Below are 15185 nucleotides of genomic sequence, written 5' to 3' on the forward strand. Positions count from 1 at the left end.
CTTGCTCCCACATTGACCCTCAGGACTCAGGCGTTCTTGTCTTTCTCCAACCCGCCCGACGCGCCGGTCACCACTTGCACACTCAGGCGCGGCGTGGCCAGGTCCAGCCCGGCCTCGTCCAGATGACGTTTCAGCGACAGGTTGAACGCCCGCGACACTTCCCATTGCTTGATCGGCGCGGTCTTGAAGCGCGCCCGCAGAATCGCGCTGCCCGACTCGAAACTTTCCACGCCCTGAATCTCCAGCGGTGACCAGATATTGCGGCGTTGCAGCGGGTCGTTGCGCATTTTCTGGCCGACGTCGCGCATCAACTTGATCGCATCGTCGATTTCCATGTTGTAGGGGATCGCTACCCGGAAGATCGCGTAGCCGAACTCACGGGAGTAGTTCTTGATGCTCTTGATCTCGCTGAACGGGATGGTATGCACGATGCCGTCGATGTCGCGCAGGCGCACGGTACGGATGGTCAGGCCCTCGACCGTGCCGAGGTGGCCGCCGACGTCGACGTAGTCGTCGATGGCCAGGGAGTCTTCGATGATGATGAACAGGCCGGTGATCAAGTCCGCCACCAGCGACTGCGCGCCAAAACCGATGGCCAGGCCGATCACACCGGCACCGGCCAGCAGCGGCGTGACGTTCATGCCCATGTTGGCCAGGGCGACGATGGCGGCAATGATGAAGATGGTCACGAACAGCACGTTGCGGATCAGCGGCATCATGGTCTGCGCACGGGCGTTGGCCAGGCCTTTGCGCGAACGGGTGAGGGCGTGATGGATCGCGGTGTCGCTGAGAATCCAGATCAGCCAGGCAAACAGCAGCGTGCCGCCGAGGCCGAACAGCTTGACGCTGATTTCATGGCCGTCGCCTTCGGTGAAGCGGATCAGCGACAGGCCCCAGACCCGCAGCCCCAGCTCGATAAACGTCAGCCACACCAGCAGGTGGGCGAGGGTGTAGACGAAACTCTTCAGGCGCTCGGAGTACAGTGCATGGCGCTTGTGCCCGCGTTGCGGCTTGAGGGCATGGCGGCGTACCAGGCCGTTGATCACCATGCACAGCACCAGCAACACCGTGCAGAGCAGCGACTGGCGCAAGGCGGTGCTGGTGTCGCCGGCGGAGACGAAGGTGGCGAACAGTGAAATGCCGACCAACAGCAGGGCCGGGATGTACCAGAAGGTGCCGATGATTTCGATCGTGTCGCTGAGGGCGCGGCGGGTCAGGCGACGGGACAGCGGCTGGTTGCGGATCAGGTGCGCAATCGGCCGCCGGAAGCGCAGGATGAACACGCCGGTGGACAACGCGGCCATCACATTGGCGACGGTTGCCGCCGTGTGCGCCAGGTGCTGGCCCAGCGCAGCGACCAGCCTGGGGTCGCCCAGGGCTTCGCCAAAGGCGGCGAAACTGCCGATCCACCACAACGGCCGGAACGCCTGGCGCCGCAGGATATACAACGCGTGACGGCGATGGGGGCCGTCCAGCACGGAGAATGCGATCACGCAGATCGCCGAGAAACAGGTGCCAACCACCAGCGCATACGCCAGCACCATCGCCAGGGATTTGCCCAGGGACGAGGGCAGCGCGTAACTCAGGTACACGGTGATCACCAGCGCGATCAGCCACGGCCCCAGTTTGCGCAGGGCGAAGCGCAGCAAGTCCCAGGTGCGCGGGTGTTGCGGCAGTTCTTCGGTCAGGCCGAAGCGCTCGCGCACCCGGTGGCTGAGCCAGATCAGCGCGGCAGCCAGCAGGCTCCACACGGCGAGGATCAGGGCAAAACCGAAGATGATCGGCAGCCATTCGCTGGCCGGCAGCATCAAGGCCTTGAGTTCATCCGTGGCCATGTCCACTTCGTCGGACCAGCGTCCCAGTGGGCTGTCGGCGCCGGAAAACTGCTGCTCAAGGCCGGACAACGTGCTGCCGATCAGCCCGAGCACGCCTTGTTCGGCGGCCGGCTGGGCCTTTTGCGTGGTCTGGCGCAGCTTTTTCAGGTCGTTCAGCAACTGGGTGCGTTGCTGGTCGTTTTCCAGGGTCTTGATCACCTCGTCCAGCGACTGCCCCAGCGGCAGCTCGGCCTGGGGTTGCGGCTTGCTGGTGCCACCCAGCAGCCCGGGCAAACCCACGGCCTGGGCCGGGGCGAGCGGGAGCAGGGTGAGCAGGGCGATCAGCAAACAGCAGGGCAGGGCAAGCAGACGGGAAAGCACGAGGCGGTCAACCTTGAAAACGACGAATTGACCGAGTGTACGAGGCCCCTATGCCCAATGCGAGTGCATTTGTTATTCAGCGAGTTTAGCGAGGATCTTGTAAACCACGGTGCCCAGAATCAACAGCATGCCGATCCACATGCCGAACACGCCGAGGGGCTTGTCACGAAAGTTGAAGCCGACCGCGAGCATGATCATGCCGATCAGGATAGGGATGAGCATGGCGTGGAAGGAGGACATGGTGATCATGAGGCGATGGCCTTCTCAGAGTGGGAATACTGACAAGTCTAGGTGGGATTGCGGGAAATGCAGGTGATATAGATCAGGTCCACGCGAAGCCAAATGTGGGAGGGGGCTTGCTCCTCCCACATGTTTAACTGCATTCGGCCTTTGGATCAGGGCAGATCGCGGCTTGCGTAGAACGCGCCGAGCACTTTCACCAGATGTGCCAGGTCATGGCTGCCGCACAGTTCGCGAATGGAGTGCATGGCGAACGTCGGCAAACCGATGTCGACGGTCCGCACGCCCAGGTGGCTGGCGGTGATCGGGCCGATGGTCGAGCCACAGCCCATGTCGCTGCGCACCACAAAGCTTTGCACCGGGACTTCTTCGGCCATGCACAGGTGGCGGAAGAAACCGGCGGTTTCGCTGTTGGTGGCGTAGCGCTGGTTGCTGTTGACCTTGATCACCGGGCCGGCATTGAGTTTCGGGCCGTGGTTGGCGTCATGCTTGTCGGCATAGTTCGGGTGGACGCCGTGGGCATTGTCGGCCGATACCAGCAGCGATTTCTGAATGGTGCGGACAAACTCGTCACCTTCGGGCAGCAGGCGGCGCAGGGTCTGCTCGAGCATCGGGCCATCGGCACCGCAGGCCGAGCAGGAGCCGACTTCTTCGTGGTCGTTGCACACCAGCACGCAGGTTTCATCGGTCTCGCTGGTGAGCAAGGCTTGCAGGCCGGCGTAGCACGACAGCAGGTTGTCCAGGCGGGCGCCGGCGATGAAGTCGCCATTGAGGCCGATCACGGCGGCGCTTTGGGTGTCGTAGAAGCTCAGCTCGTAATCGAGCACCACATCGGCGTTCAGCCCGTGCTCGCGAGCCAACTGCTCGGTGAGCACGGCGCGGAAGTCCACGCGCTCGTCGCCGGCGAACTGCGCGAGGATCGGCGGCAGTTCGGTCTGGGCATTGATCGCCCAGCCCTGGTTGGCTTCACGGTTCAGGTGGATGGCCAGGTTGGGGATGATGGCAATCGGCAGCTTGAAGTCGATCAACTGGCTTTCGACCTTGCCGTCGCGGCGGAAGGTCACGCGGCCGGCCAGGGACAGGTCGCGGTCGAACCACGGCGACAGTAATGCGCCGCCGTAGACTTCGACGCCCAGTTGCCAGAAACCTTGGCGTTGTAGCTCGGGTTGTGGCTTGACCCGCAGGCACGGGCTGTCGGTGTGGGCGCCGACCAAGCGGATACCGCCCTGCAGCGGCGAGTGGCGGCCGAGCTTGAAGGCGATGATCGAGGAGTCGTTGCGGGTCACGTAATAGCGCCCGTTGGCTTCGGTGGTCCAGGTGTCGCGCTCGTCGAGACGCTGGTAACCGGCCGCTTCGAGGCGTTGGGCCAGGGCCGCAGTGGCATGAAAAGGAGTAGGGGAGGCCTTGAGGAAGTCGATCAGGCCTTGATTCAACGCTTCGCGCATAAATAGCTCCAGACAGCAATGCGCGGAGTTTACCGTTCGATGGCGAGAAGTGCACAGCACAAATGTGGGAGGGGGCTTGCCCCCGATGGCGGAGTGTCAGTCACTGCATTTGTTCACTGACCCACTGCAATCCCCTCCCACATTTGACGGTGTTTACAGCTTTAGAAGGGCGCCGGGCACTCGAAGCGCAGCCGCTCGCCGCTTTGCGGGTGGGTGAAGCTCAGCATGCTCGCGTGCAGGCACAGGCGCGGCCAAGCGGCCAGGGCTTGTTCATGGGCGTACAAGCCGTCGCCGAGCAGCGGGTGGCCGATGGAAAGCATGTGTACCCGCAACTGGTGCGAGCGCCCGGTGATCGGCGTCAGCTCGACGCGGCACCAGTCACCGCAACGTTCCAGCACCTTCCAGAAGGTCAGCGCATGCTTGCCGAACTCGTGGTCGACCACATGGCGTGGCTTGGTCGGCGGATCGTAGCGCAGGGGCAGGTCGATGCTGCCGCTGTCCAGTTCCGGTTGACCCCAAGCCAGGGCGGTGTAGGCCTTTTCGGTTTCGCGGTCATGAAACTGGCGGGACAGTTCGCGGTGGGTGTCGGCGTCCCGCGCGAGCAGGATGATCCCGGAAGTTTCCCAATCCAGGCGATGGACGATTCGGGCCTCTGGGTAGCCGTTTTCCTGCAGACGGGTGATCAGGCAGTCCTTGTTGTCGTCGGCGCGGCCGGGCACCGAGAGCAGCAGAGTCGGCTTGTTCACCACCAGGACGGCGGCGTCCTGGTAGAGGATATGGATGTTGGACAACGGCATTAAACAGCCTCGTAACAAACGCCAACGGCGGCTCGATCACCCGGCTCCCGCAAAGGGATCAAGGTGACGGAGCCGCCGTGGCGACCGCCCTTTCGATCAACGATCGGGCAGGGTGATATTGAGTTCCAGAATCGAGCAGCTGCCGTCGTTTTCCAGGGCGACATGTACGTCGTCGTTGCCGATATTGACGTACTTGCGGATCACCTCGACCAGTTCCTTCTGCAAGGCTGGCAGGTAGTCCGGGGTGCTGCGTTGGCCGCGTTCGTGCGCCACGATGATCTGTAGACGCTCTTTCGCTACCGACGCGGTACTTGGCTTTTTGTTGGCGCGAAAGAAGTCGAGAAATTTCATTGTTTAGTTGCCTCCAAAGATACGCTCGAAGAATCCCTTCTTCTTGACATCGAGGAAGCGGTGTTCCACGGTCTTGCCCAGTAAGCGATCAACCGCGTCGCTGTACGCCTGGCCGGCGTCGCTCTGGTCGTCCAGAATCACCGGGACGCCCTGGTTGGAGGCCTTCAGCACCGCCTGGGACTCGGGAATGACACCCAGCAGGGTCACTGCGAGGATCTCTTTGACGTCTTCAACGCCGAGCATCTCGCCATTGCTGACGCGCTCAGGGTTGTAGCGGGTGAGCAGCAGGTGCTCCTTGATCGGGTCTTCGCCTTTTTCGGCGCGCTGGGACTTGCTGGCCAGCAGGCCGAGCATGCGGTCCGAGTCACGTACCGAGGAGACTTCCGGGTTGGTCACCACGATGGCTTCGTCGGCGAAGTACATCGCCAGGTGAGCACCGGTTTCGATACCGGCCGGGGAGTCGCACACCACGTATTCGAAGGTTTCCTTCAGTTCAGCGAGGACTTTGCCTACGCCTTCCTTGGTGAGCGCATCTTTGTCGCGGGTCTGGCTGGCGGCCAGTACGTACAGGTTCTCAAGGCGCTTGTCCTTGATCAGGGCCTGTTGCAGGTTGGCTTCACCGTTGACCACGTTGACGAAGTCGTACACCACGCGGCGTTCGCAGCCCATGATCAGGTCGAGGTTACGCAAACCGACGTCGAAGTCGACGATGACTGTCTTGTGGCCGCGCAGAGCGAGGCCGGTACCGATAGCGGCGCTGGTGGTGGTCTTACCCACACCACCCTTGCCGGATGTAACCACGAGAATCTTGGCCAAGGTGTTTCACCCCTAAGGAAAAAGGACTTTTCAGCCCCCGAAAAACATCTCTTGGAACTCGCTGCAGGCGGACAGCCTTTGTAGGGAAAAGAGGTGGTTTCCGCGTGGAAACGCCAACTTCAAACTAGTCCTACGCAAGTCTTGCCGGTTTCGCTGTGCTATCAGAGTCTAGAGATGCTTGGAAAATGCGGCAGTATCCGTTAAAGACGGATGATGTTCAACACATCGCCCGACAGGCTGACTTGTACCGCGGCGCCCCACAGCGGATCGCGGCGCAAATCTTCGGAAACCTTGTACTGACCCGCGATCGAAACGAGTTCAGCGGTCAACTGCTGGCAAAAAATACGTGCCTTGGTATCACCCTTGATGCCGGCGAGGGCACGTCCGCGCATGGGGCCGTATACATGGATGTTGCCATCGGCCAGAAGTTCCGCGCCCGGACTGACCGACGAGATCACCACCAGGTCGCCGCCCTGGGCGTAAATCTGCTGCCCGCCGCGCACGGGGGAGGTGATGATCTTGGTCGGCTTGACCGTCGGCTCCGGCGGTTTTTCCGGTTTTTTCTTCACTTCACCGGCCAGCGGATCGAGTGGGCGCTCGCGGGCACCGGACGGTGGCAGTACTGGCAGTTCAATAGCGATGGCGGCGGCAATGTCTTCAATACGGCTGGCACGAATCGCCAGGGTGCGCAGGCCATGGGAGCGGCACACGCGCATCAGGCCCGGCAGGTCGATTGCGCCTTGGCCGGCTGGCAGCTTGTCCAGGGCCAGCACCAGCGGCGCGTTGTTGAAAAAGTTCGGTGCCAGGGCGACCTTGGCGGCGAGCTGGCGGTCCAGGGCGTCGAGGTCATTGCGGGCCAATTCCAGCACGGTAATGGCGAGCATGCTGCCTTTCAGCTGGAACACGGGATCTTGGTCTAGCGGTTCGGTTTGGCTCATGGTCGGCAAAAGCGGCTTGTCACGAAAAGTGTCGAGACTTATAACGAGAACAACCACTGGCCGCAAGCCGAGTCGAACCGTTGTAGAATGCGCGGCCCTTGTCTTTACCGGAATCTGTAATGGATCGCCCGCGTTTTCGAGCTGTATTTTTTCACCCGCGATTTTGGCTGCTATGGCTGGGACTCGGCCTGTTGTGGCTGGTCACTCAATTGCCATACCGCGCGCTGCTGACCATTGGTCGCCTGCTGGGCGCGGGCATGTACCGCGTGGCCGGCGAACGTCGCCGCATCGCCGCGCGCAACCTGGAACTGTGCTTCCCGGAAAAGTCCGCGCAAGAGCGTAAACATTTGCTCAAGGAAAACTTCGCCTCCACCGGCATCGCCTTCTTTGAAATGGCCATGAGTTGGTGGTGGTCGCGCCAGCGCCTGGCGCGGCTGGCCCACGTCGAAGGCCTGGAGCACCTCAAGCAGGCTCAGTTGGACGGCAAGGGCGTGATCCTCATGGCCCTGCATTTCACCACCCTGGAAATCGGCGCGGCCCTGCTCGGGCAAAAACACACGATCGACGGCATGTACCGCGAGCATGGCAACCCGCTGTTCGACTTTATCCAGCGCCGTGGCCGCGAGCGCCACAACCTCGACTCCCTGGCCGTGGAGCGTGAAGACGTGCGCGGCATGCTCAAGCTGCTGCGCGCCGGCCGCGCCATCTGGTACGCGCCGGACCAGGATTACGGCGCCAAGCAAAGTATCTTCGTGCCGCTGTTCGGCATCCAGGCCGCCACCGTGACCGCTACCAGCAAGTTCGCCCGCCTGGGCAAGGCGCTGGTGGTGCCGTTTACCCAGGAGCGCCTGGCCGACGGTAGCGGTTATCGCCTGGTGATCCACCCGCCGTTGAGCGATTTCCCCGGCGAAACCGATGAGATCGATTGCCTGCGCATCAACCAGTGGGTCGAAACCTCGGTGCGCGAATGCCCCGAGCAATACCTGTGGACCCATCGCCGCTTCAAGAGCCGGCCGCCGGGTGAGCCCAGGTTGTACGAAAAACGCCGTCGGTAAGACCCGCCTTTCTCTACATGGAGTGACGCAATGCGCCCAGCTGAACCGGTTACAGGCTTGATTCTTTCCGGCGGCGGGGCGCGTGCGGCGTATCAGGTGGGGGTACTGGCGGCGATTGCCGAGTTGCTGCCGCCGGGCGCGGCCAATCCGTTTCCGGTGATCGTCGGCACATCGGCCGGCGCGATCAACGCGGTGAGCCTGGCCAGTGGCGCCATGGACTTCAGCGCGGCGATCGAGCGTCTGACGGCGTTCTGGCAGGGCTTCCGCAGCCACCTGGTGCTGCGCAGCGATTGGCCGGGGGTGATTCACCAGGCCGCTCGTTTCTGTTTCCACAGCCTGCTCGGCCTGGGCGCCCAGGTCCCGGTGGCGCTGCTCAACAGCGCGCCGCTACGGGACCTGCTGCACGAGATGCTGCACCTGGATGGCATCGACCAGGCCATCCGCGAAAAACACCTGAAGGCGGTGGCGGTCACGGCCTTCGGTTACGAGTCCGGGCAAGCAGTGACCTTTTACCAGGGCGGCGGCACCATCGATGCCTGGCTGCGCCATCGGCGTATCGGTGTGCCCAGCCGGCTCACGGTCGAACACCTGTTGGCCAGTTCGGCGATCCCCTTGCTGTTTGCTCCGGTGAAGCTCGACCAGGAATATTTCGGCGATGGCGCGGTGCGGCAATCGGCCCCCATCAGCCCGGCCTTGCACCTGGGCGCCAGCCGCGTGCTGGTGGTGGGTGTCAGCGGCAACCCGCGCGGCGTCGAGCATGAACACGCCTCGCAGCGCGCCTACACCGGCCAGCAGCCGACCCTGGCGCAGATCGGTGGGCACATGCTCAACAGCACGTTCATTGACAGCCTGGAAAGCGATATCGAGTTGCTGGAGCGCTTGAACCAGTTCAGCCATTTCCAGCCCGCCGACAGCGCGGCCCGGGGCCTGGCGCCGGTGGATGTGCTGGTGATTGCGCCGAGTCAGCCGATCGATGAAATCGCGGCGCGGCATCGGCAGGAATTGCCCGCGGCGTTGCGCCTGTTCCTGCGCGGGCCGGGTGCGACCAAGACCAGCGGGGCGGGGGTGCTCAGTTACTTGCTGTTCGAGGCGGGGTATTGCAGCGAGTTGATCGAGTTGGGGCGCAGTGATGCGCTGGCCAAGCGCGAGGAGATAACCCGGTTTTTGGGGCTGTCCCCTAGCTGAATTTGGGAGCAGGCACGCCAGCTCCCCCATCAGGCCCGCGGTGTGGTCAGAAGTGGTACTTGACCAAAAAGCTCGCGGTATCCTGGTTGGTCTTGAACGCGCCGGAATCTTCGATCCCATACTTGTTCTTCCAGTAGTCGTATTCAAAGCCGACGTACAGCTGTTTCTCGCCCCAGTTCAACGCCTTGCCCAGGTCATATTTGACTTGTGGGTTGAAGTGCAGGTTGGCGTGATAAGTGCCACGGGCGTTCTTGTCGTTGTCGACCACCCAATCCATATAGCCGTCGATCAGGACGTTGGAGTTGCCCACGGGAAGGGTGTACGACCACACCGGGGTGATCTGCCACACACCGTCGCCCGGGCGATTGCCTTCGGTCTGGCGCTGGTAGAAGTTCAACTGGAAGTAATCGAAACCAGGGATGTTCAGGTCGAAGCCCGGGCCCAGCAGGTACGATTCGTTATCGCCTTCGCCGAACTCATAAGTGAATGCCAGCAATACATCTTTGATCGGTCCGAAGGACAAGTCCTTGTCGAAAATCTTGCCGAACGATAGACGCGGGCTGAACTCGCCGTAGTAAGTACTGGGGCCGACGTTGCCGTCTTCCTTGCCGTTGTAAAAGATGCGGTCGAGGAAAAAGAAGTTGTCGCCGTACTTCCACGCATCGGCGTGTTCAAACGTGACGGTCTGTTGGATCTGCGGGTTGACGGTGAAGTTTTTGCCCCACAGGTACGTCAGGCTGTTGTTCTGCCACTGCAACAAGTCGCCGGCAACGGCTTGGCCGCCCGCCAGCAGGGTTCCCGCCAGCATCAGGCCTTTGAACATAGGTTTCATTCGGTTGCTCCCGAGTTAAAGTTTTATGGTTTTTCTTCTAAGCAGGCGCTCTGGTGTGGCGCCTTTTGGTTCGCTGAAAAAATCGTCTGTTCGGTCAGCTTTAATGCTTTTAGCAAGAGCTGCGCCAAGGTGTAAAAAAAGCCAAAAAAATCCCCGTCGGCTGCAGCGGCTGCAGTCGAATTCAGAGGGCTTTTGCGCACTTGGGCCACCGCCCGCAGGCCGGGATAAGTTGGCCTTGCAGTCAGCTTTTACATTCGCTGTTTTTTTTTCAGTCGATTCGAGCGGGCGCGGAGAATACTGGCTCCAAAGCCTTGGCTCAAGTGCGCTGTTAGAGCGCGCATGGGGCGAGAATGGGGCACGGCTCGTGGCCGTCCCCAGGTCAAAGGTGTACATGTGGGCGTTCCCTGTTCGTTATTGTTTTTGTTGTGACGAAGGAATCAATGAGTGTGGGCGACGGCGGGTCGTTCAGAACCGCCCACATTGGGATCTGTGTGAGTCAGTCAGTTCGTGCGGGCGCCCTGGTTGATCCAGGTGCCGATCAGGTCGCGTTCCTGCTGGGTCATCTGGGTGATGTTGCCCAGCGGCATGATCTGGCTCGCCACGGCCTGCGCCTGAATGCGCGCGGCCTGTTGCTGGATCTGCGTCGGCGTGTCGAACATCACCCCCGCCGGTGCGGTGCTGAACAGCGGGCTGGTGGGCTTGGCCGAATGGCACACGGCGCAGCGTGCCTGGATCACCCCATGCACCTTGTCGAAGTCGACCGTCGCCTGGGCCGGCGCGGGTGCCGCAGCGGGGGCGGCCGGTGCGACGGGTTTCTCGCCGCCGCCCAATGCGGTCTCCGGCAACGGCTGGTACTCGATGGCCGCTGGTGCCTTGGCCACTTCGGCGATCGGCTTGGGCCCGGTGACATACGCCAGGCAAATCATCGCCAACGCGCCCACCGGCAAGGTCCAGGCATATTTCTGGCTGTTGTGCCGGGTGTTGAAATAATGCCGCACCAACACCGCCGCCACCGCGATCCCCGCCAGGATCAGCCAGTTGTAGTGGCTGCCGTAGGTGCTCGGGAAGTGGTTGCTGATCATGATGAACAGCACCGGCAAGGTGAAGTAGTTGTTGTGCCGTGAACGCAGCAAGCCCTTGGCCGGCAGGGCCGGGTCCGGCGTGCGCTGCTCCGCGATCGCCGCCACCAGCGCGCGTTGTGCCGGCATGATGATGCGGAACACGTTGCCCACCATGATGGTGCCGATGATCGCCCCCACATGCAGGTACGCGCCCCGACCGCTGAACACTGTGCTGAAGCCGTATGCCGCCGCGATCAACAGCACGAACAGGATCAAGCCGAGCAGCGCCGGGCGTTTGCCCAGGGCCGAGTCGCAGAGAAAGGAGTAGATGAACCAGCCGGCGAACAGTGAGCCGATGCCCAGCAACACGCCTTCGGTGCCGCTCAGGCTGCTGCCGGGTGCGAGCAGGTACAGCGTCGGGTTGAGGTAGAACACCACGCACAGCAGCGCGACGCCCGACATCCAGGTGAAATAGGCTTCCCATTTGAACCAGTGCAGGTTGTCCGGCATGGTCGGCGGGGCCAGTTTGTATTTTTCCAGGTGGTAGATACCGCCACCGTGGATCGCCCACAAGTCACCGGACAGGCCGTCCTTGGGGTTGACGCGGTTGAGGTTGTTTTCCAGCCAGACGAAGTAAAACGACGCGCCGATCCAGGCCACGCCAGTGATCATATGAACCCAGCGCACGCTGAGGTTCAGCCATTCCAACAGATGTGCTTCCACAGTCTTTACCTCTCGCCTGTCACCCTTGTTGTCGGGTGATCCGGCCTTCTCTTATTGGTGGGGGGCGAGGATCAACCGCTCATCCTCTTTGAAAAAATGCTCATCGCAGTTATTGCCTGTGCCACTGCGATCAACCACCAGGAAGTCATCCCGCTTTTCGATCGTCAGCACCGGGTGGTGCCAGACGCCGCGATGGTAATTAATGCCCTGCCTGCCGTTGGTGACGAAGGCGCGGACCAAGCCTGATACAGGTGCATCGCCAAGTGGCGCGACCACGATCAGAAAGGGGTTGCCGAGCAGCGGAATGAAGGCTTGGCTGCCCAGCGGGTGTCGCTCCAGCATGCACACGGTCAGCGGCATCGGCAGCGCGTCGGCGCGGAAGATGCTGATGATGGCGTGGTCTTGCGGCTGGGCGGTTTCCACCGTTGCCAGCTTGTGAAAACGCATGGTCGACCCGTTGTTGATCATGAAGTGCTCGCTGCCGTCGGTTTCGATCACGTCTCCGAAGGGGGCGAAGGCTTCTTTGGTCAGGGGTTCGATCATCAGTGTGCGCATGGCTGGCTTCTTAATCTGTTGGGTTATTGATGGACCGTTGTAGGAGCAAGCTTGCTCGCGAAGGTCGTCAACGATAACGCGTGCATCCTGAATGAACGCGGTGTCCTTGAGTTTTTCGCGAGCAAGCTCGCTCCTACAGGTTCAGCATGACTTGGCGACCTTGCCCAGGACGCGCAGGCGACTCACACCGCCATCCGGGAACACGTTCAGGCGGATGTGGGTGATCGGCCCCAGCGCCTTGATCTGCTCGGCGAAGGTGTGTTCGGCGTGCATTTCCAGCTTCTGCGCCGGCAGCAGTTCGCGCCAGAACAGCGATTGGGTTTCGATCTGGCTGTCGGTGCCGCCTTTCACGAACGCGGCCTGGATCGAGCAGGTGTCCGGGTAGTTACCCTTGAAGTGCAGGGTGTCGACGATGACTTTCTCGATCTCGCCCGCATGCCCCAGCGCGACGATCACCCAGTCATTGCCTGGCGTGCGACGCCGCGCGGTTTCCCAGCCGTCGCCCATGTTGACGCCACGGCCGGGGTTGAGGAGGTTGCCCATGCGGCCGAAGTGTTCGTCGGAACAGGCCAGGGCGCGACCGCCGTTCAGCGCCGCCGCCAGGTCGACCTGTTCGTTGTCGCCCACTGCGGACCAGTCGCGGAACGGTACGCCGTACACGCGCAGACGGGCCACGCCGCCATCCGGGTAGATGTTGAAGCGCAGGTGGCTGAAGGCCTGGTCGTGGTTGATCGCGTGGTAATGGTGGCTGTTGCCTTGCAGCTCGACGGCCGACAGCACTTCCACCCACTGGGTGCTGTCATCCGGCTCGCCCGAGGCGAGGAAGCAGGCTTCCAGGGAGGCCGACGGCGGGAAGTTGCCGGTGAAGAATGAAGTGTCGATGTCCACGCCTTTGATCGAGCCGGGTGCGCCCAGGCGGATCACCGCGCTGTCGTAGCCTTCGAAGCGCTTGCGGCGCGACTCCCAGCCGTCCATCCACTTGCCGTTGTCATCGAAAACGCCCTCCTTCCACACCGCCGGGGTCGGCTGGAACAGGCGGTTGGCGTCGGCGAACCAGTCATCGGTCACCGAGATGATTTTGGTGCCGAGGCGGGCGTCGGCCAGGTTGACGAACTTCTCGAAAGGTACGGGTTGCGCTTTCATTCTTCTTGTCTGCCTTGGATAGAGTGGCTGGGGATGGTCGTTTAGAGGGTCAGTAAGCGGAACAACGCGATCTTGTTGATCTCGTCCAGCGCGCACTTGAACTCGGTGTCGACCGGGTGGTGGATGCGCGTTTCGAACGCTTTGATGATCTGATGCCGGTTGCTGCCTTTTACCGCCATGATGAAGGGAAACTTGAACTTGGCTTTGTAGGCCTCATTCAGCTCGGTGAAGCGTGAGAACTCTTCGGCCGTGCATTGGTGAATACCGGCGCCGGCTTGTTCATGAGTGCTGGCTTCGGTCAGTTGGCCCTGGACGGCTGCACGGCCTGCCAGGTCCGGGTGAGCGTTGATCAGCGCCAGTTGCGTGGCGTGATCGGCGCTGAGCAGGATATCGCGCATGCGCTGGTGCAGGGTTTCGATCTCGTCGAGCGAAGCGTCCTGCCCCAGGTCGAAGGCTTTTTCGGCCACCCATGGCGAATGTTCGTAGATGTCGGCAAAGGCGCTGATGAATGCATCGCGGCTCAAGGTCGACGGTTTGACGGTCTGGAACCTGGTCATTGCGCCGCACCCTTATAAGGGTGAGTGGCGTGCCAGTGGCGGGCGATGTCGACCCGGCGGGTGAACCACACCTGTTCATGGCCCTTGGCGTATTCGATAAAGCGCTGCAACGCCGCGAGGCGCGCCGGGCGGCCGATCAGGCGGCAGTGCAGGCCGATGGAAAGCATCTTCGGCGCGTCGGCGCCTTCGGCGTAGAGCACGTCGAAAGCGTCTTTGAGGTACTCGAAAAAGTCATCGCCCTTGTTGAAGCCTTGCACCTGGGTGAAGCGCATGTCGTTGGTGTCCAGGGTGTAAGGGATCACCAGGTGCGGCTTGCCGGTGGGGTTGTTGGGTTCCCAGTAGGGCAGGTCGTCGTCGTAGGTGTCGCAGTCGTAGAGGAAGCCGCCTTCCTCCATCACCAGGCGCCGCGTATTCGGACCGGTGCGGCCGGTGTACCAGCCCAGCGGGCGTTCGCCGGTCAGTTCGGTGAGGATGCGGATGGCTTCGAGCATATGCTCGCGCTCCTGGGCCTCGTCCATGTACTGGTAGTCGATCCAGCGGTAGCCGTGGCTGCAGATTTCATGGCCGGCGGCGACCATCGCGCGGATCACGTCCGGGTGGCGCTGGGCGGCCATGGCCACGGCGAAGACGGTCAGCGGGATATCGAATGCTTTAAACAATTTGAGGATGCGCCACACGCCGGCACGGCTGCCGTATTCGTACAGCGACTCCATGCTCATGTTGCGCTCGCCTTGCAGCGGCTGGGCCGAGACCATTTCGGAAAGGAAGGCTTCGGACTCTTTGTCACCGTGCAAGATATTGCGCTCGCCGCCTTCTTCGTAGTTGAGTACAAAAGACAACGCAATGCGTGCCTTGCCCGGCCAGTGGGGGTGAGGAGGGTTACTGCCGTAACCGATCAGGTCGCGTGGGTAGTCAGCGCTCACTGCAGTCTTCCTTCTTGTGCGTGGTAGCGGTGGGTGTGGCGGCCGGGCAGTGAAAAAGACTGAGTGGCGTCACAGCGATGAGTGATTGTATACAACTTATTCGCCACTTTGTAAGCCCGGATTTCTGCATTTTTTCCGCAACGCTCACCTTCAAGGGTGTAGCAAGAAACTTGCCTGACTGGTCAGCTAATGGACAAAAGGTCGTTTAAAAGCAAGGATGACTCATGAATCGGCCGGTCGCGCCAGGCCAGTGGAAGGATCGCAAGGTTTGTGATTTTTATTGTGTACAATTTTTTTGAAAAGTGTCTTAATCGTCCCGCACCAGCTTTTTCGCTGCCCTGAAAAAGTGCGGTACTCATTTCTACTGAC

Annotated in this window: 16 protein-coding genes; 2 read left to right on the plus strand and 14 right to left on the minus strand. The window is 61.6% G+C overall.

Annotated elements, in window-relative coordinates; all coding sequences use genetic code 11:
- Window positions 1-26: 26 nt before the first annotated feature.
- From NR164_RS23015 to minC, 7 genes are all read right to left on the minus strand, one after another.
- Complete coding sequence (locus NR164_RS23015; protein ID WP_017845811.1) at window positions 27-2195, minus strand: mechanosensitive ion channel family protein; 2169 nt, start codon at window positions 2193-2195, stop codon at window positions 27-29.
- Between the two features lie 72 nt (window positions 2196-2267).
- Window positions 2268-2444, minus strand: coding sequence for a hypothetical protein (locus tag NR164_RS23020; protein WP_017845812.1), 177 nt, complete (start codon window positions 2442-2444; stop codon window positions 2268-2270).
- Between the two features lie 146 nt (window positions 2445-2590).
- Entirely contained in the window at window positions 2591-3880 is a 1290-nt protein-coding gene (locus NR164_RS23025; RefSeq protein WP_256823306.1) for a M18 family aminopeptidase, read from the minus strand.
- 161 nt (window positions 3881-4041) lie between these two features.
- The gene (locus tag NR164_RS23030; RefSeq protein ID WP_015885133.1) at window positions 4042-4677 is read right to left on the minus strand and encodes an RluA family pseudouridine synthase; all 636 of its coding nucleotides are present in this window, start codon (window positions 4675-4677) and stop codon (window positions 4042-4044) included.
- 96 nt (window positions 4678-4773) lie between these two features.
- Complete coding sequence (gene minE, locus NR164_RS23035) at window positions 4774-5028, minus strand: cell division topological specificity factor MinE (RefSeq protein WP_003175252.1); 255 nt, start codon at window positions 5026-5028, stop codon at window positions 4774-4776.
- A gap of 3 nt (window positions 5029-5031) precedes the next feature.
- Window positions 5032-5844 (minus strand): septum site-determining protein MinD, encoded by an 813-nt coding sequence (minD, locus tag NR164_RS23040; protein ID WP_003209098.1) that lies wholly within the window; start codon window positions 5842-5844, stop codon window positions 5032-5034.
- Between the two features lie 200 nt (window positions 5845-6044).
- Window positions 6045-6782: a septum site-determining protein MinC gene (gene minC / locus NR164_RS23045; protein ID WP_017845814.1), complete on the minus strand. Its 738-nt coding sequence runs from the start codon at window positions 6780-6782 to the stop codon at window positions 6045-6047.
- A 119-nt stretch (window positions 6783-6901) separates the two neighbouring features.
- Here minC and NR164_RS23050 point away from each other — a divergent pair, with 119 nt between their 5' ends.
- Together NR164_RS23050 and NR164_RS23055 are read left to right on the plus strand one after the other, a co-directional pair.
- On the plus strand, window positions 6902-7837 hold the full coding sequence (locus tag NR164_RS23050) for a lipid A biosynthesis lauroyl acyltransferase (protein ID WP_046382554.1): 936 nt from the start codon (window positions 6902-6904) through the stop codon (window positions 7835-7837).
- A gap of 30 nt (window positions 7838-7867) precedes the next feature.
- Window positions 7868-9022, plus strand: coding sequence for a patatin-like phospholipase family protein (locus NR164_RS23055; protein WP_017845816.1), 1155 nt, complete (start codon window positions 7868-7870; stop codon window positions 9020-9022).
- Between the two features lie 46 nt (window positions 9023-9068).
- On the opposite strand, the gene NR164_RS23060 is transcribed toward NR164_RS23055, so the two are convergent.
- The 7 genes from NR164_RS23060 to puuE form a co-directional block, all read right to left on the minus strand.
- Entirely contained in the window at window positions 9069-9854 is a 786-nt protein-coding gene (locus NR164_RS23060; RefSeq protein ID WP_256823307.1) for an outer membrane protein OmpK, read from the minus strand.
- Window positions 9855-9869: 15 nt separating this feature from the next.
- The gene (locus NR164_RS23065) at window positions 9870-10247 is read right to left on the minus strand and encodes a hypothetical protein (protein WP_126589161.1); all 378 of its coding nucleotides are present in this window, start codon (window positions 10245-10247) and stop codon (window positions 9870-9872) included.
- A 107-nt stretch (window positions 10248-10354) separates the two neighbouring features.
- On the minus strand, window positions 10355-11638 hold the full coding sequence (locus NR164_RS23070) for a urate hydroxylase PuuD (RefSeq protein WP_177031723.1): 1284 nt from the start codon (window positions 11636-11638) through the stop codon (window positions 10355-10357).
- A gap of 51 nt (window positions 11639-11689) precedes the next feature.
- Entirely contained in the window at window positions 11690-12193 is a 504-nt protein-coding gene (locus NR164_RS23075; RefSeq protein WP_256823308.1) for an ureidoglycolate lyase, read from the minus strand.
- 141 nt (window positions 12194-12334) lie between these two features.
- Window positions 12335-13336 (minus strand): allantoicase, encoded by a 1002-nt coding sequence (gene alc / locus NR164_RS23080; protein WP_017845820.1) that lies wholly within the window; start codon window positions 13334-13336, stop codon window positions 12335-12337.
- Window positions 13337-13377: 41 nt separating this feature from the next.
- On the minus strand, window positions 13378-13893 hold the full coding sequence (uraD, locus tag NR164_RS23085; RefSeq protein WP_017845821.1) for a 2-oxo-4-hydroxy-4-carboxy-5-ureidoimidazoline decarboxylase: 516 nt from the start codon (window positions 13891-13893) through the stop codon (window positions 13378-13380).
- Window positions 13890-14816: an allantoinase PuuE gene (gene puuE / locus NR164_RS23090; protein WP_126586496.1), complete on the minus strand. Its 927-nt coding sequence runs from the start codon at window positions 14814-14816 to the stop codon at window positions 13890-13892. The genes uraD and puuE overlap by 4 nt, the downstream gene beginning before the upstream one ends.
- Window positions 14817-15185 lie beyond the last annotated feature (369 nt).

Origin of the sequence: Pseudomonas sp. Pse79, assembly GCF_024519615.1 — a bacterium.
Taxonomy (GTDB): domain Bacteria; phylum Pseudomonadota; class Gammaproteobacteria; order Pseudomonadales; family Pseudomonadaceae; genus Aquipseudomonas; species Aquipseudomonas veronii.